The following is a 22391-nucleotide window of genomic DNA, read 5'->3' as shown; positions in this document are numbered from 1 at the left end:
TGCTTTTTTTATTCTATAAACTTCCAAATTCTTCTTAATATAAATATAGTTATAAGGGTTGCTAAACTTAATATTAGTGCATAAGTAATGTTACCATAAATAAAATTTCCAGTAGCAAACAAGAAAGAGTAAACACCGATAGTTCCAGCAATAAACCCAACTATTTTATAACCAACATTTTTAAATTTTGGTTCGTCATCAAAAATTAAATTATTGAACTTATCTAATGTTTTTTCATCAGTAGGTTGTGTCATAAAAGTAACAATAACCCAACCAATGGTAGTTAAAAGTACTCCAATGATTAACTTCCAATACCCAGCTATTTCAACAATTGGAGTTTCTAGTTTACCATTTATAAAAAAGAAAATTGCGATGATAAAAGATATTACCATAGCGGCAATTTCACTGTATGGATTAATTCTTGACCAAAACCAACGCATAATGAATAATAAACCAGTTCCTGCACCAATTTGTAATAGTAAGTCAAATACATCTTTAGCAGATTGTAAATAGAACGAGAACAAAGCAGCAGCTAACATTAGTAAACCTGTAGAAATTCTACCAACCAATACTTTTTGTTTTTCATTAGCTGAAGGATTTATAAAACGACTATAAAAATCGTTAACAACATAAGAGCTTCCCCAGTTAAGTTGTGTTGAAATTGTACTCATAAAAGCAGCAATTAATGAAGTAAGTACTATGCCTAATAAACCAGCAGGTAAGTATGTCATCATAGCTGCATAAGCTACATCATGTCCTTGCATTTCTTTAGTTAAACTAGGAAAAGCTTGGTTCATACTTTCTAAATTAGGAAATATAATTAAAGAAGCTAATCCCACAATAATCCAAGGCCACGGTCTGAGCGCATAATGTGCAAAGTTGAAAAATAAAGTAGCCCAAGTAGCATTTTTTTCGTCTTTAGCAGCTAACATTCGTTGTGCGATATACCCACCGCCACCAGGTTCTGCACCTGGATACCAAGTACTCCACCATTGTACAGCAAACGGAATAATTAATAAAGTGATAAGTGCTTCAGTATTAGAAAAATCGGGTAATAAAGCTAATTTATCACTCACATTTTCATGAGTTAGTAAGTTTGAAAGACCATTTATTTCTGGTAAATCAACAATATAAATTGTAGCCCAAATAGAACCAATCATTGCGATTATAAACTGAATAAAATCAGTAATAAGAACACCTTTTAATCCTCCTAAAGAAGAATAAACAACTACAATTATTGATGAGTATAACAACATTTCACCTTGAGATATTCCTAGTAGAATATTTGCAATTTTAGCCCCAGCTAAACAAACTCCAGCCATAGTTATTATGTTGAAAATAACTCCTAAATAAATAGCTCTAAATCCACGTAAGAATCCCGCCATTTTTCCTGAGTATCGAATCTCATAAAATTCTAAATCGGTAGTAATTCCCGATTTTCTCCAAAGTTTAGCATAAAAAAATACGGTAAGCATTCCTGTAAGTAAAAAAGCCCACCAAACCCAGTTACCAGAAACACCATTGTTACGAACTAACTCGGTAACCAAACCAGGAGTATCAGCGGCAAAGGTTGTAGCTACCATAGATACGCCTAACAACCACCATGGCATGTTTCTACCAGATAAAAAATATTCCGAAGTATTTTTACCAGATTGTTTCGAAACCCAAAGCCCTATGAAGAGAGAAACGATAAAAAATCCGATGATAATTACATAGTCAATTGTAGCTAAATTCATAATAGTGTGATGTAGAAAGCGACTAAAATAAACAAACTAAATTAAACGTAAATTTGTAGCTTACCTTTTATGAAAAATTAATGGTTTGTTAACCTAAAAACCGAAAACGATTTCGCAGATTTTTTTTAAAGAAGTAGTATATTTAAGTAATTTTGAAACTGAATTTTATGAGAAAAATAAAAAAAATAGCAGTTATGACCTCTGGTGGAGATTCACCAGGGATGAATGCAGCAATCCGTTCTGTAGTAAGAGCATGTGCTTATTATAGAACCGAGTGTGTGGGTATTTATAGAGGTTATCAAGGAATGATTGAAGGAGATATGATTCCGCTAACTGCAAGAAGTGTGAATAACATTGTACATAAAGGAGGTACTATTTTAAAATCTGCTAGGTCTAAAGATTTTAGAACTAAAGAAGGTCGAAAAAAAGCCTACGAAAATCTTAAGGAAAATAATATAGATGCATTAGTGGTAATTGGGGGAGATGGTTCTTTTACAGGAGGAGTTGTGTTTAATAAAGAATACAATTTTCCAATCATCGGAATTCCAGGAACTATAGATAACGACATTTTTGGGACTACGCACACTTTAGGGTATGACACAGCTTTAAATACAGCAGTAGACGCTATTGATAAAATTAGAGATACAGCGTCATCTCATAACAGATTGTTTTTTGTTGAAGTTATGGGACGTGATGCGGGGTTTATAGCATTAAATGCTGGGGTAGGAGCTGGTGCAGAAGAGATTTTAATTCCTGAGGAAGATTTAGGGTTAGATAGGTTGTTGGAATCTTTAAAGAAAAGTAGAAGAGCAGGGAAATCATCGAGTATTGTTGTGGTTTCAGAGGGAGATAAAACAGGTAGAAATGTTTTTGAACTTGCGGATTATGTTGAAGAAAATTTAGAAGATTATGAAGTTAGAGTTTCTGTTTTAGGACATATGCAACGTGGAGGAACACCTTCTTGTTTCGACAGAGTTTTAGCCAGTAGAATGGGAGTAAAAGCCGTTGAGTTGCTTATCGATGGAAAAACAAACTTAATGGTTGGTCTTCAGAATAATGAAATTCAAACCATAGATTTAGAAAAAGCCATAAAAGGGCAAAATGATATTAATAGAGAGTTGTTAAGAGTATCTGATATCATGACAACTTAAAAGTAAATTTAAATAGTAAATATGATTAAAATAGGAATAAACGGATTTGGTAGAATAGGAAGAATCGCTTTTAGAGCAGCAATGACAAGAGATAATGTTGAAGTAGTTGCAATAAACGATTTATTAGAAGTTGATTATTTAGCATATTTACTAAAACATGATTCTGTTCATGGACGTTTTAATGGAGATGTAGAAGTTAAAGATGGACAATTAGTAGTCAATGGAAAAACAATTCGTGTAACAGCAGAAAGAAATCCAGAAAACTTAAAATGGAATGAAGTAGGTGCAGAGTATGTAATAGAATCAACAGGTTTTTTCTTAACCAAAGAAGCCGCTGGTCTACATATTAAAGGAGGCGCTAAGAAAGTGTTTATTTCGGCACCATCTAAAGATGCTAAAATGTTTGTAATGGGAGTAAATCACACTGAAATGACTGCTGATGAAACTGTAATGTCAAATGCTTCTTGTACAACGAACTGTTTAGCGCCTATGACTAAAGTTATTAATGATAATTTTGGAGTAGTAGAAGGGTTAATGACTACTGTACACGCTGCAACTTCTGGTCAAGGAGTGGTAGATAGTCCTAATAAAGATTGGCGTCGTGGACGTTCAGTATTAAACAATTTAATTCCTGCATCAACAGGAGCTGCAAAAGCAGTAACAAAAGTAATTCCTGCTTTAGAAGGAAAGCTAACTGGTATGGCAGTCAGAGTCCCTGTAGCTGATGTTTCTTTAGTAGATTTAACGTTTAAGACTGAAAAGGCTACTTCTAAAGAGGAAATAATGAAAGTTTTAAAAGAAGCTTCAGAAGGTGAATTAAAAGGAATTTTAGGGTATACTGAAGATAAAGTAGTATCTCAAGATTTTGTGTCAGATGCTAGAACATCAATTATAGATGCTGATGCAAGTTTAGAGTTAAACAGTAATTTCTTTAAAATAGTTTCTTGGTATGATAATGAGTTTGGATATGCAACTAAAATTGTTGATTTACTAGAGTATTCTGCTTCATTGTAAAAGAATTCTTAAATAAAGTATAAACCTGATAGTTTTTGATAATTATCAGGTTTTTTTATTGTGATAAGTTTTATATTTGTAGTCCTTTTTTAATAAAGGAGATATACAAGTAAAAATTGTAAGTGAAACTTACAGAAATACACAGTAAAATGATTAAAATAGGAATAAACGGATTTGGTAGAATCGGTAGATTAGCTTTCCGTTCAGCAATCAATAGAGATAATATAGAAATTGTAGGAATTAATGATTTATTAGATGTAGATTATTTAGCCTACTTATTAAAATACGATTCTGTTCACGGTCGTTTTGATGGGGATGTTGAAGTTAAAGAAGGAAATTTAGTAGTAAACGGAAAAACTATTCGTGTTACTGCTGACAGAAATCCTGAAAACTTAAAATGGGATGAAGTCGAGGCGGAATATGTAATTGAATCTACAGGTTTTTTTACAGTTAAAGAAAAAGCAGAGTTGCATATTAAAGGAGGAGCAAAAAAAGTAATTATTTCAGCACCGTCTAAAGATGCAAAAATGTATGTAATGGGAGTAAACCATACAGAAATGACTGCTGATGAAACCATTATTTCTAACGCTTCTTGTACTACGAATTGCTTAGCGCCGTTAGTAAAAGTTATCAACGATAATTACGGTTTAACAGAAGGATTAATGACCACAGTACATGCAGCTACTTCGACACAAAATACTGTTGATGGGCCTAATAAAAAATGGCGACGTGGACGTTCGGTAGTCAATAATATCATTCCAACTTCTACAGGAGCAGCAAAAGCAGTAACGAAAGTGATTCCAGAAATGACAGGAAAATTAACAGGAATGGCAGTAAGGGTTCCTGTGGCAGATGTTTCTTTAGTAGATTTAACATTTAAAACTGAAAAGGCTACGTCTTTAAAAGATATTTTAGCGACTTTAAAAGAAGCTTCTGAAACTAATTTTAAAGGAATTATTGGCTATACTGAGGATGAAGTTGTATCACAAGATTTTGTGTCTGAAACAAGGACTTCAGTGATTGATGCTGATGCAAGTTTAGAATTAAATGAGAATTTCTTTAAAGTAATTTCTTGGTATGATAACGAATTTGGTTATGCAACTAAGATTGTTGATTTATTAGAATATTCAGCATCATTATAAAATCAAACAATTTTGTAAATTGTATTCCCGCTTAAAGGCGGGAATTTTTTATTTTTAAAAATATGGAAATAGCAATTATAGCACACGATGGTAAAAAAGCTGAAATGGTTCAGTTTTTAAATGAACATAAAGAAATACTACATCAAAAAAATATTCAGTTAATTTCCACAGGCACAACGGGAGCTAAAGCAGAAAAAGCTGGATTTACTGTAACAAAATATCTATCTGGACCTTATGGAGGTGATGCACAAATAGCAAGTAGAGTAGCAGAAGGAAAATGTAATATGGTATTGTTTTTTAGAGATCCACATGAAAAACATCCGCATGAACCAGATATTTCTATGCTACTACGTTTGTGTGATGTTCATGATGTACCGTTAGCAACAAATCCTGCAACTGCAGAATTATTAATTAAAGCGATATAAAAAGAAAACCGAAACTTGTGTTTCGGTTTTCTTTTTTTTTAAAGTTTTGTTAACGCCTCTGTATAAGTCTTGTTACGTTTGGTTTAGCATAAAGTTAGCAAATAATTGCTGACTATAAGGTTTATACTTTGTAGGCAAACATTATTGTGCTGTATTTAACTATTAATTTTTAATCTATAACTATTAAACGCTTATTAATTTTCCCAAAAGAAGTTTCAATAGATAGAAAGTATATTCCAGCTTTCAAATTAGAGACATCTACTGAACTGGTTTTTTTTATAGAAAAAATATGCTTACCTAAGATGTCATAAAGATGTAAATTATCTAAATCTGTTTTTTGATAAAATTGTAAATCGATATAAACTTTATCTTTTGCAGGATTAGGGTATAATGAAGTATTAAATGACAAATAATTATTGACACTTAGGACCTCGCTAAAATCAAATATTCTGACATGACCAGAATTTGTTCCATTATCATCATTTCCACCAGCACCAATTGCAATTATACTACCATCAGAACTAATGCTTATTGATCTACCAGAACTGTCATAGGCTGCTTCACCATTTATGTTATTTCCTATCTTCAACCAATTTCCATTTTCATACTTATAAGCTCTTACATGACCAGAATTTTCTCCATTGCCATCACTTGATTTAGCCCCAACTACTAAAATATTACCATTACTGTTTAGTTTCACAGAACTTCCTAATTGGTCGCCTAGTGATTCTCCATCAATATCGTTACCTAATTGTACCCAGTTATTACTTTGGAATTGAAAAACTCTCACATGACCAGAATAATCGTTATTAGACTCTGCACCTATAGCTACAACACTACCATTACTATTTAAACTTATAGAATTTCCTGATTGATCGCCTTGGGATTCTCCATCAATATCATTACCTAATTGTATCCAACTATCATTTTCATACTTATAAACCCTAACATGACCAGAGCTATAACCATTATCAGAGTTGTTTACTGCTCCAATGGCAATAATATAACCGCTGCTACTCAAACTCACTGAGTATCCAAAGCTATCACCATTTGTTTCTCCATTTATATCTTCACCTAATTGAATCCAATCTGTATCTTGGTATTTATAAACTCTAAGAACACCAGTAACTAAACCATTAACATTGGCATCTGAATCACCAATAGCTATAATGTTTCCATCAGAATTAATACTTACTGAAGGAGCAAAACTATTCACATTACCGTCTTCAACACTAATATCGGTACCTAATTGTATCCAGTCATTGTTTTTATATTGATAGATTTTTACTTGACCTATGAATGTTCCATTATTATTAATAGAGTAACAACTAATGGCTAATATATCACCATTACTGTTTAAACTAATTGAAGAACCGAAGCCTGCATCCGATGATTGGCCATTTATATCATTACCTAATTGTAACCATTCTCCACTTTGATACTGGTAAATAGTAACTTTACCTTTGTATGTAGAATCTCCAGAAATAGAATGAGCACCAACAGCAATAATGGTACCATCAGCATTTAAGCTTACAGGTAAACCAAAGCTTGCACCTGGGATTTTACCATCTATATCATTCCCTATTTGGTTTTGCGAAAAAGAAATAGAACTTATTAAAGTTATTAAATAAAATAAAACAATATATTTTTTTCTCATTATGTTAATTTTTGACTATGCGTCGCTTTAACAACTTATAGCCACCGTTAGCGAAGTTAATTTTTTAAACTTTTAGAATTAAGTTAAATTTTAAAATTACTTAATAGCAATCATGCTAATTTCTACATTTACAAACTTTGGTAGGTTAGCAACTTCTACCGTTTCTCTTGCAGGTGCAGTAGCCTCATCGAAGTACTGAGCATACACCGAATTTATTTTAGAAAAATTATGCATATCAGAAATAAAAATAGAAGTCTTTACAACATTTTCAAAAGTCATTTCAGCAGTAGCTAACACTTCTTTCATGTTTTCCATTACTTGTTTAGTTTCTGCTTCAATAGTATCTAGAACTAATTCACCAGTTGCTGGATTAATAGCAATTTGACCTGAAGTGTATAGTGTATTTCCACTTAAAACCGCTTGATTATAAGGTCCAATTGGAGCTGGTGCTTTTGTCGTCGTTATGATTTTTTTCATAATTTATTTTTAGTTAGTTGTTTATATGTTGGTTTAGAATAATCTTCTGTCTGGTGGTTTATTTTTATCCCACTTTAAATCACTAAGTACAGATGATTTTACTCCAATAAAGAAGTAATATGATGAGTTTGTACCGAAAGGAGTCCAACTAAAATTAAAACGCCAACTGTCTAAGTCTCTCGAAAAGTTTAAACGTGTATAGGTAAAGGCATTTTCTTTGATGTCATAACCAGAAGAAAAACCTACTTTCCATTTAGGAGATAATTCTACATCTCCACTAAACATTAATGAATTATTGGTAACACTACCTCCTAATCCATTTGGATTAGAATAATTCATAGCATAGACTAAATTAAGTGTCCAAGGTATGTTGGCTCTATATAATTTAGTTTCTTTAGTGGTTTCTTCTTGATTGTTTTGACGGTTTCTTGGGTTTCCAGCAAAATTGTTTGTAGTTGGGAAATCATTTCCAAAAACGTCAGGAGTGTTTTGAGCGCCGTTTCCTTCTTGATTTTGTTTTTTGTTATCGTCTTTATCTTTTTCAAAATCTTTACTAGATAATGAGTAGTTGGCAGTAACACCTAGATTTGTTAATCTGAAAAGACCAGGATTAAACTTATCAATTCGTTGTCCTTCAGAATTTACTTGATATGGATCTAAAGAAGCATTGGCATTTAAGGCTAGTTTATCTTTAAATAAGCGAGTTCCTGCAGAAACACTTACAGGGCTCCATCGTAAACTATCTGCAGCAATATTATAACTGGTACTAAAGTTAAGGTTGTTTAAAATGGTTATTTTTTTATCCTCTTCATCACTATCTGGATCTTTAGGAGCTACTTTCGCTTCTAAAACATTGTTTACAGAAATACCGATAGAGTTAGATAAACCGCTACTAGGACCACCGTAAATACCATTATCAAAAGGAGTGTATGTTTCGAAAGCAATTGGTATAGAAGAGCTTTGAACAGTTCTAAGGTGTTGTTGAGCAAAATCGGGTCTATAACCATAAGAAATAGACGGTCTAATAGTGTGTCTTATCGCTTTTAGTCGTCCTTTTTTAAAGTTAAATGTACCATAAATATTGGTAGATAAAGATACTCCTAAATTATATTCATTAAAACGATTAAAACCGCTAATAGTATCGGTTACTGTTCCTCCGACTTCTAGTCCTTCGTTATTTTTAATAGTATTATCAAAACGTTTACTTATAGATTTTAAATACCAAACATCTTTGTAATTAATACTTGGTGATAATGTAAAGTACTTAAAAGCTTTAATATTGGTGTTAGCACTAACATTATGTTGAAAACCTACTCGAGCATTTTTAAACATTTTCGAAGTGAAAAACTCATCATCTGTAGTGGTGATTCTATTGTCAGCTTGCATACTATAATTAACACCAATTTTCTGAATTGGATTTTTTTTCACTCCATTTTTACCTGTAAATGGATAAATTCTATCCATATTTAATTGTAAAGATGGCAGAGTCATATTAATAACTCTAGTGTTTGTATTTTGAGAATGTGTTGCAGAAACATTCATATTGAATGGAGTTCCAACAAAGTTCTTATAATAGGATATAGAGGAACTCAATGTATTTGTTAAAAATTGAGACCCGTTAGTTTCGTTTAAAGATTCTCTAAAAAATCGACTACTTCCTAAATTTACAGAAGCAGAAAAACGTGAATTAGGACTTGCTTTACTATCTTGACTATGTCTCCAAGCAATATTAAAGTTAGTGGCTCTACTAAAATCACTCAATCCTTTAATACTTTGAATAATATTTTCAAAACGAATACTAAAATTTCCACTAAACTTATAGCGAACACGGTAGTTAGAATCTCCTCTAAGCCCCCAACTTCCATTAGTGTAAATATCACCTAAAACGGTTAGGTCAAAATAATCACTAAGCGCAAAATAATACCCTCCATTTTGTAAGAAAAAACCTTGAGAATTACTATCTCCCCAAGACGGAATAATAAAACCAGATGTTCTTTTATCTGTTAGTGGAAAATAAGCAAAAGGTAAATAAACTGGTGTTGGTACATCTGCTAAAACTAAATTACTTCCTCCTACGATAATCTTTTTACCAGGAACTAATTTTGCTTTGTTGGTAGCGATATAATAATCAGGATTATCTTTCTTAGAAGTAGTAAACCTTAGTTTGCGCATGTAAATAGTAGAATCATTTACACGTTTGGTTTTTTCACCGTAAGTAATAATTCCATCTTGATCGGTTTTAACACCATATACCAACGCTTTTTTAGTCTTAAAATTAAATAAAATTGAATCTTGCTCCGATTCTTGTCCGCCTTGTTTAAAAACGGGTCTTTGATGATAGCCTAAACTGTCTTTAATCCCTTTGGCGTAAACAGTGTTGTTTTTATAATCAAGTATTATAATACCAGCTTTTAAATCAATATCTGTATAGGTTACTTGGGCTTTGTTGTAAAGAGTAACCGTTTTGTCCTTAGCGTTTTGAATTGTGTAGTCTTCAGCATCGTGAGTTATGATTCCATCAATAACTTCTTTAGATTTTTTTATAGAATCGGTTTTAATAGTATCATTTTTAACTTTTATAATACTATCTTTTAAGACCGTTATAACTGAGTCTTTTTTGATACTATTGGTGTCTTTTTTAGCTACGTTTAAGTTAATTTTTTCCTTTTTACCAAATTCTTGAGCATTAGTAAATTGAATACAAAAAAAGGAGAGTAATAAAAGTATGTAATACGAATTTGTTTGCAATACTATAAATGCTATTTTTGTGTTAATTAAAAGTATGGCTTAATATTTGAAACGCCAAATATAAAAAGTCAAAATTAGTTAAAATTTATTGATGCAGTTCTTAAAATTCCCCAAATATAATTTTAGTAAAATAAACATCTTTTCTCTGTTATTATTGTTTGTTTTTTTCTCTAGTCCGACTTTAATTTTTTCTCAAAAAAAATACACCGTTGTGTTAGATGCAGGTCATGGAGGTAAAGATCCAGGAAACTTAGGTAATGGTTATAAAGAGAAAAAGATTGCATTAAAAGTAGCTTTGGCTGTAGGTAAAGAACTTTCTACAGTAAATGATATTAATGTGATTTACACAAGAAAAACAGATGTTTTTGTGGAATTACATAACAGAGCTAAAATTGCGAATAGTAATAAAGCTGATTTATTCGTATCGATTCACTGTGATTCATATTCAAAAGAAAGAGCGCATGGAGCAGGAACTTTTGTTCTTGGTTTAAGAGGGAATAGCAAAAACTTAGAGATTGCAAAAAGAGAGAATGCATCAATTTTATATGAGAAGGATTATGAAAAGAATTACGATTATGACCCTAATTCACCAGAATCATTAATTGGATTATCGCTTCTTCAGGAAGAAAATTTAGATAATAGTTTAGGTATTGCTGCATTAATTCAAACCAATTTTTCGAGTTTAAGAAGGTTTGATAGAAAGGTAAAACAAGATAATTTTTTAGTGCTTAGAGAAACCGTAATGCCTAGTGTTTTAGTAGAACTAGGTTTTTTAACAAACAAAGCAGAAGGAAGGTTCTTAAATTCAAGAAGTGGACAGCTAAAAATGGCAAAAGCTATTGCAAAAGCTATTGTGAAATATGTAAAGCAGCTAAAGCTTAATTTTGTGGGAACTGGAACAATAGTAACTACAGCACCAGTAAGTAATAATAAGCCTATAAAGAAAGTAATAACGAAAAAAGCAGAACCTAAAACTGTAAAAAAAACACCTAAAAAAACTACTGTGGCTAAAAACAGTAGAGCTATTAAAGTAACACCTAAAAAGAAACCTGTTGTAAAAGAACCAACAGAAAAAGGAGTTTGGTTTAGAGTTCAAATTGCTGCAGCTACCAAAAAATTAACATCAAAAAACTTTAATTTTAGAGGTGTGAAAAACCCTGAAATGAAAAGAATTGATGGATATTACAAATACTATTCTGGTAAATCTGCTAATTTTCAATGGATTAAAAATGTACTAAGAGATACTAGAAAATTAGGACATAAAGAGGCTTTTGTAGTTGCCTTTAAAGACGGAAAAAAGATATCAATAAAAGAAGCTTTAAAAAGCCAGTAATTTAGATAAGTTCTAGGTAATTTCTTACAAAATTATTAGTATTTTCGCTCGTAATAATTTTGTTTTATGTCTAAAGAATTAAAAACAGGAATCATTTCCGTAGCTATTATAGCCCTTTTTATATGGGGATATAATTTTTTAAAAGGACAAGATTTATTTAGTCCAAGCTCGAGAAGTTTCTTTGTTAAATATAAAAATATTAATGGTTTAAACGAAGCAAGTATTGTAACCATTAATGGTCTTAAAGTAGGTAAAGTAAACTCTATTAATTTTATTACTACGCCAGAAGAAAGAGGAAACTTATTAGTAAAGTTTTCTATGGATAGCGATTTTAAATTTTCAAAAAATAGTTTGGTAAAGTTACATTCTCCAAATCCGTTGGGAGGAACTAATTTAGCAATTGAACCAAGTTACGAAGGGGAAAATGCAGTTTCTGGAGATTATTTAAAAGGAATTGAAGAAGCTGGTTTATTAGCTTCGTTAGGAGATAAGATTGATCCTTTATCAATAAAACTTCAAAGTGTGTTAGTAGGAGCTGATTCTTTATTATTAGGATTAAATCAAGTTTTAAATCAAAAATCTAGAAAAAGCTTAAATAGAAGTATCTTAGGTTTAGAAGGAACGATTGGAGATGTTAGAAAAACATTATCTTCAGTAAATAAATTATTAGCTGATAATAAAGGTAATTTAGATGCTACTCTAAATAATGCTAAAAAAATCACAGATAATTTCTCAAAAGTTTCAGAAGATTTAGCAAAAGCTAACTTAGGAGAAACAGTTAAAAAGTTAGAAACTACATTAACCAATGTAAATACATTAATTTCAGGAGTAAATAGTGGTAAAGGTACTTTAGGTAAGTTGGTGGTAGACGATAAAATGTATACCAATTTAACCAATGCATCTAAAGAATTAGAAGAACTATTGCGCGAAATGAAATTAAACCCTAAACGATTTGTTCATTTTTCATTATTCGGTAAAAAAGCAAAACCTTATAATGAAGAGAATAATAAAGAAAACAAAAGCAACTAAACTAAAATCAAACAACAACTAAAATTCATCATAACCCTATAAAAAAGAAGAAATCAATTTATAAGAAGAATTTAGTAACCTTTAATTTAAAGTAATGGAAAAATTTCTACCTAATATCTTGTTTGCAGTTATATTAATTGCAGGAGGAGGATATTTTGCTATGAATGTAAGAAAGCTTATTAGAAATATTAAGCTAGGAAAAGATGTAGATCGAAGTGATCGAAAAAACGAACGATGGAAAAATATGGCAAAAATTGCTCTTGGGCAATATAAAATGGTTAGAAGACCATTGTCAGGAATTTTACACATCGTAGTTTATGTAGGTTTCCTTCTTATTAATATCGAAATGCTAGAAATAGTAATCGATGGATTATTCGGAACACATAGGGTATTTCAACCATTAATAGGAAACGGATTATATGGTTTCTTAATTGGTTCTTTCGAAGTAATGGCACTACTAGTTTTAGTGGCTGTTATTATTTTCTGGCTACGTCGTAATATCGAAAAGGTAAAACGTTTCTGGAATAAAGAAATGCAAGGGTGGCCAAAGAACGATGGTAATATCATTCTATACTTCGAAATGGTATTAATGTCGTTATTCTTAATAATGAACGCAACCGACGTTCCTTTTCAAGAAGCAGGAGCAGGTAATGTAATTTCACAATTTATAGCACCTTGGTTTAGTGGTTTTTCTGCTGAAGAATTACATGTTATCGAAAAAGGAGCTTGGTGGTTACATATAGTTGGAATATTAATTTTCTTAAACTACCTATATTATTCTAAGCATTTACACATCTTATTAGCATTTCCAAATACGTTTTATGCTAATTTAAAACCTAAGGGCCAGTTTACAAATGTTGAAGCTGTAACCAAAGAGGTTCAAATGATGATGGATCCGAATGCAGATCCGTATGCAATGCCAGAAGAAGGAGAAGACGAAGGAGAACCTGAAAAATTTGGTGCATCAGATGTTACTGATTTAAACTGGGTTCAGTTAATGAATGCTTACACATGTACAGAGTGTGGACGTTGTACTTCATCTTGTCCAGCAAACTTAACAGGAAAAGAATTATCTCCTCGTGCTATTATGATGAAAACTCGTGATAGAGTAGAGGAAGTAGGGAAAAATATTGATGCTAACGGAGGTGAATTTAAACCAGACGGTAAGCAATTATTAGACGATTATATTACTCGTGAAGAGTTATGGGCTTGTACAAGTTGTAATGCTTGTGTACAAGAATGTCCTATTGGTATCGATCCACTATCTATTATTATGGAAATGCGTCGTTATTTAGTAATGGAAGAATCTTCAGCACCACAAGAGTTGAATATGATGATGACAAACATCGAAAATAATGGTGCACCATGGCAGTATAGCCAGATGGATAGATTAAACTGGAAAGACGAATAAAATAATTTTTAATTAGAAGTTTTTAATTAAGAGTTATTTAAAATTCCAAACTCTAAAACTAAAGACTGAAAAACTCAAAACTTAGAGATATGAACGTACCTACAATGGCAGATATGATGGCTCAAGGAAAACAACCAGAAGTGTTGTTTTGGGTTGGTGCAGCAGGAAGTTATGACGATAGAGCAAAGAAAATAACACGTGCTTTTGTTAAAATATTACAACAAGCAAATGTAGATTTTGCAGTTTTAGGAACTGAAGAAAGTTCAACAGGAGATGCTGCAAAAAGAGCAGGAAATGAGTTCTTGTTCCAAATGCAAGCAATGACTAATATTGAAATACTTAATGCTTACGAAGTAAAAACAATTGTTACTTGCGATCCGCATTCATTTAACACCTTAAAAAATGAATATCCAGGATTAGGAGGTAAGTATAAAGTGTATCACCACACGCAATACATTAGTAAGTTAATTAAAGATGGTCGCTTAAATATAGAAGGAGAAAACTTAAAAGGTAAGCGATTAACGTATCACGACCCTTGTTATTTAGGTAGAGCGAACAATGTATACGAAACTCCTCGCGATTTAATTAATCAATTAGGAGTTAAATCTACCGAAATGAAGCGTTCTCGATCTACAGCTTTATGTTGTGGCGCTGGTGGAGCACAAATGTTTAAAGAACCAGAAAGAGGAGATATGGATATTAACATCTTAAGAACAAAAGATGCTTTAGAAACCAATCCTCAAATTATTGCAACGGGTTGTCCGTATTGTAATACAATGATGACAGATGGTGTTAAGTTCCATCTAAAAGAAGATCAAATTGTTGTTAAAGATATTGCCGAACTTATTGCAGAAGCTAATAGCTTATAACAATTTAAAATAGTAATACACTTGTCATTCCCGCGAAAGCGGGAATCTCATTTTAAGACATTATCTCATTTTAAAAATGATTAAAAATTTTATAAAAGCTGCCCGTTTAAGAACCTTACCGTTATCAGTTTCAGGAATTATTGTCGGAAGTTTTTTAGCTGATTTCTCAAATGTTATTAATATTGAAGGACTGTATACTCCTTTTGTGAATTCTGAAAAAAATTATTGGATTTTCCTGTTAGCAATCTTAACAACTATAGGTTTTCAAGTACTATCAAACTTCGCAAACGACTATGGAGATGGAGTAAAAGGAACTGATGATAATAGAGAAGGAGAAGCGCGTATGGTATCCTCAGGAGCTATTTCTCCAAAGCAAATGAAATTGGCTATGGTAATTACAACCATGCTTACTTTAATTGTAGCGGTGTTACTTATTTATGTTTCTTTTGGAAAAGAAAACTTTGGGTATTCTTTACTGTTTTTCGGATTAGGAATTGCATCCATAATAGCAGCAATTAAATATACAGTAGGAAAATCAGCGTATGGTTATAGTGGATTTGGAGATGTATTTGTTTTCCTTTTTTTCGGTTTACTTGCTGTGGTAGGGACCTACTTTTTGTATACCAAATCGTTAAATCTGTTAATTTTTTTACCAGCAATCACTATCGGGTTGTTAAGTACAGCAGTATTAAACCTAAATAACATGAGAGATAGAGTAAATGATGAGAAGTCAGGTAAAAATACTTTAGTGGTTAAAATGGGAGCATTGTTGGCAAAATATTATCACTTTGCATTGATAATCGTTTCTTTTTTATGTGCTTTTTTATATACAGTAATTAACTATCATTCTCCACAACAATTTTTATTTGTAATTGCGTATTTACCAATTGTCAAACACTTAATTTTTGTTGCAAAAAATAAAGAAGAGGCTCAGTTAGATGGAGAATTGAAAAAAGTAGCGTTGAGTACGTTTTTGTTTTCCATTCTTTTCGGATTAGGGAACGTTTTGTAATTTTATAAACTAACAACTAAACAAAAAATGAAGATAACTTTTTACGGTCATGCATGTTTTGGAATTGATATAAACGGAACATCAATTATTGTAGACCCTTTTATAACGGGAAACCCATTAGCATCAAATATTAATATTAACGATATTAAAGCCGATTATATATTAGTAACGCATGCACACCAAGATCATGTATTAGATGTTGAAACTATTGCAGAAAGAACAGGAGCAACTATAGTTTCTAATTATGAAATAGTAATGTATTATGGAGCTAAGAGCTTAAAAGGACATCCTGTAAATCATGGAGGTACTTTTAAAACTGAAACTTTTTCAGCTAAATATGTAAATGCAATTCATACGTCATCTTTTGCAGATGGTTCTTATGGAGGGCAACCGGGTGGATTTGTAATTACAGCAGGCGATAAATCATTGTATATTTCTGGAGATACTGCGGTAACAATGGATATGAAACTAATACCAATGACTACTAAATTAACAGCTTCAATTTTACCAATAGGAGATAATTTTACAATGGGAGTTGAAGATGCTATTATTGCATCAGATTTAGTAGAATGTAATAAAGTAATTGGTTGTCACTTCAATACATTCCCTCCAATAGAGATTGATACAGAAGAAGCTCAAAAACAATTTTTAGAAAAGAACAAAGAATTAACAATTTTAGAAATAGGAAGTTCAATAACTATATAATATAGATGAAAGCAGTAAAAATTATTTTAGGAATTATAATAGGTTTATCACTAATCTTTTTAGGAACAGGTTTAGTGTTTAAACAAACTGAATATACTACTCAGGTTGAAATTGATAAGCCAATAGAAGAAGTTTTTAAGAAGTTTGAAGATAAAGACCTGTTAAAACAATGGATTCCAGAACTAAAATCTATCGATGTAATTGAAGAAAAACCAGGAAAAGTGGGTAGTACTTATAAAATGGTTGTAGAAAATAATGGAGAAAGAATTGCCATGACAGAGAAGGTTTTAGCATATGTGCCAAATGAAAAAATTACATTTTATTTCGATGCAGAAAATATGCTAAAAACAGATGAGTATACTTTTACAGCAAATAATAATAAAACTAAAATTGAAAAAAAATCAACTTGTAAAAGTGATTCATACTTAATGAGTTGTGTTTTTCCTTATTTTAAAGGAACTTTAAAAGAATTAGATCAAAACTATTTAAATAGATTTAAAAAAATTGCAGAAGAATAAAATTATGAAATAACCAAAAGTCTTTAGTATGAAAACAAACATGGTGTCTTGGTTCGAAATTCCTGTCTTAAACATGGAAAGAGCACAAAAATTTTATGAAACAGTTTTTCGGGTTAATATTTCTATTCATCAAATGGGAGATGTACTTATGGGGTGGTTTCCACCCGCAGAAGATAACAATGCTCCTGGAATTAGCGGAAGCTTAGTATTAAATGAGATGTATGCTCCTTCAGAAAAAAACGGAGTTGTTATTTATTTTGCATCTCAATCGGGTGATTTAGCTAATGAATTGAGTAGGATAGAAGAAGCAGGAGGAACAATTTTACAAGACAAAACTTTAATAGCAGAAGAAGTAGGATACATGGCTTTGTTTTTAGATTCTGAAGGCAATAGAATAGCCCTTTATAATAAATAGAATGCTAAAAGCTAACTACTATCAATACATTCTAAATTTTAAAAGACCCAGCGGAACTTCAAGAGGAATATTAAAAACAAAAGAAACATGGTTTTTAATTCTTGAAGAAAATGGAAAAAAAGGAGTTGGAGAATGTGGAATTTTAAGAATATTAAGTATTGATGACACCCCCCAGTACGAAGAAAAACTTAAATGGGTATGTGAAAATATTCATTTAGGTTTAGAAAATCTATTATTACAATTAATTGAATATCCAAGCATTCAGTTTGGATTAGAACAAGCTTTCTTGTCTTTAAAAAGTAAATCGATGTTCGATTTATTTCCATCTGAATTTGTAGATGGAAAGCAAAATATTCCTATCAATGGACTTATTTGGATGGGAGAAAAAAACTTTATGAAAGCGCAGATTAAAGAAAAAATAGCTGCAGGTTTTTCATGTATAAAAATGAAAATTGGCGCTATTGATTTTGCTACTGAATTAGAGTTGCTACAATCAATTAGAAAAGAGTTTTCCGCTTCAGAAATAGAGTTACGAGTTGATGCTAACGGAGCATTTTCTCCGTCAAATGCATTAGAAAAACTTCAAAGATTATCTGAACTCGATTTACATTCCATAGAACAACCTATAAAACAAGATCAGTGGCAAGAAATGGCTAGTTTATGTGAAAAAACACCATTACCAATTGCTTTAGATGAAGAGTTAATAGGAGTGTTTTCTTATAAAGAAAAGCAGAAGTGTATTCAAACTATAAATCCGCAATACATTATTTTAAAACCAAGTTTAATAGGAGGTTTTAAAGGAAGTACAGACTGGGTTGAAATTGTAAACAATCAATCTATTGGTTGGTGGATAACCTCTGCGTTGGAAAGTAATGTTGGACTAAATGCTATTTCTCAATTTACATATACTTTACAAAACTCAATGCCACAGGGTTTAGGTACGGGTGGTTTGTTTACGAATAATTTTGACAGTCCTTTAACCGTTCAAGAGGGAGCGTTGTTTTACGACATTCAAAAGAAATGGAATTTTACTATTTAAGAAACTAAAAGATTTAAATCATGGATTTTTTCCAACAAGTTTACAAAGGGAAAAATAATTGGTGGAGATATTTATTACTTTCTTTAGTAGTATTTACACCGTTTTTTTTAAGAATATTTTATTTCCTTTTTGTAGAAGTTAAAACTAAACCTACAAATCTAGATTCTAACTTCTTGTTATTTAAAGGGCTACAACAATATGTAGTGTTTTTTGTAGTGCTTATTTTAGGAGTTAGATTTTTGCATAAGAGACCTATTAGAAGTTTATTCACGTCTAAAAAGAAAATTGACTGGTGGCGCTATATATTTGGTGTAAGCTCTTGGGGACTTTTTGTTTTAATTTATTTTTCGTTAAATTATTTTGCTTATCCAGAGAGCTATCGGTGGAATTTTAAGTTAGTGCCATTTGCTATATTATTTTTAATTAGTATTACACTTGTACCCATAGGAGCTATCTTTAAAGAATTATTTTTTTCAGGATACTTACTACAAGTGTTTGGTGTGTTGACTAAGAATAAATGGACAGCAATTATTTTGAAATCCATTTTGTATGTACTAGCTGTGGGGATAAGTCCAATATTCAGTAAAGTAGGATTTCATGTGTTATTTTTTTACTTAGCTTCAAGTTTATTTACAGGAATTATAACAGCTTTAGACGATGGAGTAGAACTAGCAATGGGAATGCAAACAGCTAACAATATTTTTGCAATACTTTATATAACAACTACTTGGACAGGGTTTCAAACAAATGCATTATTATTAGATAGATCTGAGCCAAAAGTGTTATTTTTAGTTTATATTCCTGTGTTATTATTCTTGCCTATTTATTTTTTCTTATTGAAGCAAATGTATGGTTGGGAAAGAGTAAAAGAAAAATTATCAGGAAAAGTAATAGAGCCAAGTATTAAAAACATCAATTTATAATGAATTTTATACAACAAGCATATAAAGGGAAGAACAATTTTTGGAGGTGGTTATTAACAGTTTTGGTTGTTATGTCTCCTTTTATATCAAACTTTGCAGTTTACTTTTTAATGCCTTCTATTTATGAAGAATTGATTGAAGAAACTGTGAATTTTCAAGGGGATAAAAATGTTTTTCTGTTAGAAAATCTGATTCCATTTTTAATATTACTTGTATTGCTTTTAGTGTTAGTTAAACTATTACATGGACGAAGCATAACTTCATTAGTTACGAGTAGAAACAAAATAGATTGGAAGCGTTTTTTCTTCGGATTTTCCTCATGGTTTGTAGTTACAGTTTTCTTTTTATTTGTTGGGTTTTTACTAAGTCCAGATGAATTTGTATGGAATTTTAAACCAGCACCTTTCTTTTTATTGTTACTGATTTCAATCGTGTTAATTCCAATTCAAACCTCTTTAGAAGAATTACTGTTTAGAGGTTATTTAATGCAAGGTTTAGGAATATTAGCAAAAAACAGATGGTTTCCTCTAGTGATAACTTCAGTTTTGTTTGGATTAATGCACATATTAAATCCAGAAGTGTCTAAATTAGGTTACGGAATCATGGGCTTTTATATTGGTACAGGTTTTTTATTTGGAATAGTAACCTTATTAGATGAAGGAACCGAATTAGCTTTAGGAATTCATGCAGCAAACAATATTGCAGCCGCAGTTTTAGTAGCTTCAAATTGGGCGGTTTTTCAAACAGATGCGTTATTTTTAGATTATTCAGAACCAAGTTTGTTGTTTCAAATGATAGTACCTGTATTGCTTATTTATCCGTTGTATTTGTATTTTTTAAATAAGAAATATGGATGGGAAAACTGGAAAGAAAAAATAACAGGAAGAATTACAAAACCTATAGTTAACGAAAACTAATTAATGCAAACTTCTTTTCATAAATCGTTTAAGTTAAACGGAAAATCGTTTGTAAATAAAGAAGCATTACTTCAATATTCTAAAACGATTAATAATTCAATAGTTGTTTTTTTGACTGATTGGTTTAATGAGCAAGATTTTGTGGTTGTACAAACATCGGGTTCTACAGGAAAACCGAAACCAATTCAAATCAAAAAAGAGTTTATGAAAAACTCTGCTCTAGCCACAGGAGACTTTTTCAATTTATCAGAAAACACCACAGCTTTATTGTGTCTATCTACCGATTATATAGCAGGAAAAATGATGTTAGTAAGAGCATTGGTTTTAGGTTGGGAATTAGACATTGTTGATCCGATTTCTAATCCATTAAAAGACTTAAATAAAGAGTATGATTTTTCGGCAATGGTTCCTTTACAGCTTAGAAATTCTTTAGAAGAATTAGATAGAATAAAACAATTAATTGTTGGAGGAGGAGTTGTAGCCAATGATTTAATAGAAGTTATTCAAGAAAAGAAAACAAAGATTTTTGCTACCTATGGAATGACAGAAACTGTTACACATATAGCGGTAAAAAAACTCAACCATTTTACGTTATTTCGAGTAGAAGCGACGAAGCAATCTCTCAATAAAAAAGATGTTTATAAAGAAGAGTTTTATCAAACTTTACCCAATGTAGAATTATCACAAGACAATAGAAATTGCTTGGTAATTAATGCACCAAAAGTAGCGAATGAACAAATTGTAACGAATGATGTTGTGAATTTACTGTCAGAAACAACTTTTGAATGGTTAGGTCGTTTTGATAATGTGATTAATTCAGGTGGAGTAAAATTGCATCCAGAAAAAATAGAGGAGAAGTTATCTAAAGTAATTACGCAACGTTTTTTTGTTGCTGGAGTTTCTGATACTATTTTAGGAGAAAAGTTAATTTTAATTGTTGAAGATGTCAATTCAATTGAAGCTAAGAAGTCTTTAAAAACTAAGTTAGAAAAGCTTGATAAACTTTCTAAATACGAAATTCCTAAAGAAATATATTTTGTAGATCAATTTATTGAAACTGAAACAAAAAAAATCCAACGTAGTAAAACGCTGGATTTTATATAGTTTATGATTTTTAGAATCATTATTCTTCCATAGAATGGTAAACGGTGTTCACATCGTCATCTTCTTCTAAACGCTCTAAAAGTTTATTTACATCTTCTTTTTGTTCGTCTGTTAACGCGGTAGTGGTTGTAGGAATTCTTTCAAATTCAGAAGATAAAATTTCAATATTATTTTCTTCTAAATACTTTTGAATAGAACCAAACTGACCAAATGGAGCATACAACATTACTGAGCTATCTTCATCATCAGCAAAAACTTCTTCTACTTCAAAGTCAATCATTTCCATTTCAAACTCTTCTAAGTCCATACCTAAAGTATCTTCTTTTACCTTGAAGTTTACCACGTGATCGAACATAAAAGCTACTGAACCAGAAGTACCTAAGTTACCATTGCATTTGTTAAATGCAGCTCTAACATTAGCAACTGTACGGTTGTTGTTGTTGGTTGCAGTTTCTACTAAAACAGCAATTCCGTGAGGTGCATATCCTTCGAATAAAACCTCTTTATAGTTCGCAGTATCTTTATCTGATGCTTTTTTAATAGCGCGTTGTACGTTGTCTTTAGGCATGTTTGCTGCCTTAGCATTTTGTATTACAACACGTAATCGCGAATTGGTTTCTGGGTTAGGTCCGCCTTCTTTCACAGCCATTACAATGTCTTTACCAATTCTGGTAAAAGTTTTAGCCATGGCAGACCAACGTTTCATTTTTCTCGCTTTTCTAAATTCAAATGCTCTTCCCATTTCTTATTGTTTTGTTTCGCAAGG

Annotated in this window: 21 protein-coding genes; 16 read left to right on the top strand and 5 right to left on the bottom strand. The window is 31.3% G+C overall.

What is annotated here, in order from left to right; genetic code table 11:
* Window positions 1–8: 8 nt before the first annotated feature.
* Window positions 9–1736, bottom strand: a complete 1728-nt coding sequence (locus WH52_RS06140; protein WP_086030065.1) for a sodium:solute symporter family protein — start codon at window positions 1734–1736, stop codon at window positions 9–11.
* A 167-nt stretch (window positions 1737–1903) separates the two neighbouring features.
* On the opposite strand from WH52_RS06140, the gene pfkA reads away from it, so the two are divergent.
* The 4 genes from pfkA (at window position 1904) to WH52_RS06120 (ending at window position 5468) form a co-directional block, all read left to right on the top strand.
* Window positions 1904–2887, top strand: a complete 984-nt coding sequence (gene pfkA, locus WH52_RS06135; RefSeq protein ID WP_086030064.1) for a 6-phosphofructokinase — start codon at window positions 1904–1906, stop codon at window positions 2885–2887.
* Window positions 2888–2908: 21 nt separating this feature from the next.
* Window positions 2909–3901, top strand: coding sequence for a type I glyceraldehyde-3-phosphate dehydrogenase (gene gap, locus WH52_RS06130; RefSeq protein ID WP_086030063.1), 993 nt, complete (start codon window positions 2909–2911; stop codon window positions 3899–3901).
* A 149-nt stretch (window positions 3902–4050) separates the two neighbouring features.
* Window positions 4051–5043, top strand: a complete 993-nt coding sequence (gap, locus tag WH52_RS06125) for a type I glyceraldehyde-3-phosphate dehydrogenase (RefSeq protein ID WP_086030319.1) — start codon at window positions 4051–4053, stop codon at window positions 5041–5043.
* Between the two features lie 62 nt (window positions 5044–5105).
* On the top strand, window positions 5106–5468 hold the full coding sequence (locus WH52_RS06120; RefSeq protein ID WP_086030062.1) for a methylglyoxal synthase: 363 nt from the start codon (window positions 5106–5108) through the stop codon (window positions 5466–5468).
* A 169-nt stretch (window positions 5469–5637) separates the two neighbouring features.
* Here WH52_RS06120 and WH52_RS06115 read toward each other — a convergent pair whose 3' ends face one another.
* From WH52_RS06115 to WH52_RS06105, 3 genes are all read right to left on the bottom strand, one after another.
* On the bottom strand, window positions 5638–7125 hold the full coding sequence (locus WH52_RS06115) for a T9SS type A sorting domain-containing protein (RefSeq protein ID WP_086030061.1): 1488 nt from the start codon (window positions 7123–7125) through the stop codon (window positions 5638–5640).
* A gap of 96 nt (window positions 7126–7221) precedes the next feature.
* Window positions 7222–7602 (bottom strand): Rid family detoxifying hydrolase, encoded by a 381-nt coding sequence (locus tag WH52_RS06110; RefSeq protein ID WP_086030060.1) that lies wholly within the window; start codon window positions 7600–7602, stop codon window positions 7222–7224.
* 33 nt (window positions 7603–7635) lie between these two features.
* Window positions 7636–10350, bottom strand: a complete 2715-nt coding sequence (locus tag WH52_RS06105; protein ID WP_198938390.1) for a putative LPS assembly protein LptD — start codon at window positions 10348–10350, stop codon at window positions 7636–7638.
* Window positions 10351–10441: 91 nt separating this feature from the next.
* Here WH52_RS06105 and WH52_RS06100 point away from each other — a divergent pair, with 91 nt between their 5' ends.
* From WH52_RS06100 to WH52_RS06045, 12 genes are all read left to right on the top strand, one after another.
* Window positions 10442–11683: an N-acetylmuramoyl-L-alanine amidase family protein gene (locus tag WH52_RS06100; protein ID WP_086030059.1), complete on the top strand. Its 1242-nt coding sequence runs from the start codon at window positions 10442–10444 to the stop codon at window positions 11681–11683.
* A 66-nt stretch (window positions 11684–11749) separates the two neighbouring features.
* Complete coding sequence (locus WH52_RS06095) at window positions 11750–12712, top strand: MlaD family protein (protein ID WP_086030058.1); 963 nt, start codon at window positions 11750–11752, stop codon at window positions 12710–12712.
* A gap of 94 nt (window positions 12713–12806) precedes the next feature.
* Entirely contained in the window at window positions 12807–14123 is a 1317-nt protein-coding gene (locus tag WH52_RS06090) for a (Fe-S)-binding protein (protein WP_086030057.1), read from the top strand.
* A gap of 89 nt (window positions 14124–14212) precedes the next feature.
* The gene (locus WH52_RS06085; RefSeq protein ID WP_086030056.1) at window positions 14213–14992 is read left to right on the top strand and encodes a (Fe-S)-binding protein; all 780 of its coding nucleotides are present in this window, start codon (window positions 14213–14215) and stop codon (window positions 14990–14992) included.
* Between the two features lie 76 nt (window positions 14993–15068).
* Complete coding sequence (gene menA / locus WH52_RS06080; RefSeq protein WP_086030055.1) at window positions 15069–16004, top strand: 1,4-dihydroxy-2-naphthoate octaprenyltransferase; 936 nt, start codon at window positions 15069–15071, stop codon at window positions 16002–16004.
* Between the two features lie 27 nt (window positions 16005–16031).
* The gene (locus WH52_RS06075) at window positions 16032–16709 is read left to right on the top strand and encodes a metal-dependent hydrolase (protein WP_086030054.1); all 678 of its coding nucleotides are present in this window, start codon (window positions 16032–16034) and stop codon (window positions 16707–16709) included.
* A 5-nt stretch (window positions 16710–16714) separates the two neighbouring features.
* Window positions 16715–17227: an SRPBCC family protein gene (locus WH52_RS06070; protein ID WP_086030053.1), complete on the top strand. Its 513-nt coding sequence runs from the start codon at window positions 16715–16717 to the stop codon at window positions 17225–17227.
* A 28-nt stretch (window positions 17228–17255) separates the two neighbouring features.
* Window positions 17256–17642, top strand: a complete 387-nt coding sequence (locus WH52_RS06065; protein ID WP_086030052.1) for a VOC family protein — start codon at window positions 17256–17258, stop codon at window positions 17640–17642.
* 1 nt (window position 17643) lies between these two features.
* On the top strand, window positions 17644–18681 hold the full coding sequence (locus WH52_RS06060) for an o-succinylbenzoate synthase (RefSeq protein ID WP_086030051.1): 1038 nt from the start codon (window positions 17644–17646) through the stop codon (window positions 18679–18681).
* Window positions 18682–18701: 20 nt separating this feature from the next.
* The gene (locus tag WH52_RS06055) at window positions 18702–19604 is read left to right on the top strand and encodes a CPBP family glutamic-type intramembrane protease (RefSeq protein ID WP_086030050.1); all 903 of its coding nucleotides are present in this window, start codon (window positions 18702–18704) and stop codon (window positions 19602–19604) included.
* Window positions 19604–20521, top strand: a complete 918-nt coding sequence (locus WH52_RS06050; RefSeq protein ID WP_086030049.1) for a CPBP family intramembrane glutamic endopeptidase — start codon at window positions 19604–19606, stop codon at window positions 20519–20521. The genes WH52_RS06055 and WH52_RS06050 overlap by 1 nt, the downstream gene beginning before the upstream one ends.
* 3 nt (window positions 20522–20524) lie before the next feature.
* Entirely contained in the window at window positions 20525–21625 is a 1101-nt protein-coding gene (locus WH52_RS06045; RefSeq protein WP_086030048.1) for an AMP-binding protein, read from the top strand.
* Window positions 21626–21644: 19 nt separating this feature from the next.
* Here WH52_RS06045 and WH52_RS06040 read toward each other — a convergent pair whose 3' ends face one another.
* The gene (locus WH52_RS06040) at window positions 21645–22367 is read right to left on the bottom strand and encodes a YebC/PmpR family DNA-binding transcriptional regulator (RefSeq protein ID WP_086030047.1); all 723 of its coding nucleotides are present in this window, start codon (window positions 22365–22367) and stop codon (window positions 21645–21647) included.
* Window positions 22368–22391 lie beyond the last annotated feature (24 nt).

The sequence above is a fragment of the Tenacibaculum holothuriorum genome, from assembly GCF_002120225.1.
GTDB lineage: Bacteria > Bacteroidota > Bacteroidia > Flavobacteriales > Flavobacteriaceae > Polaribacter > Polaribacter holothuriorum.
This window is presented reverse-complemented; position numbering and strand designations above follow the sequence as displayed.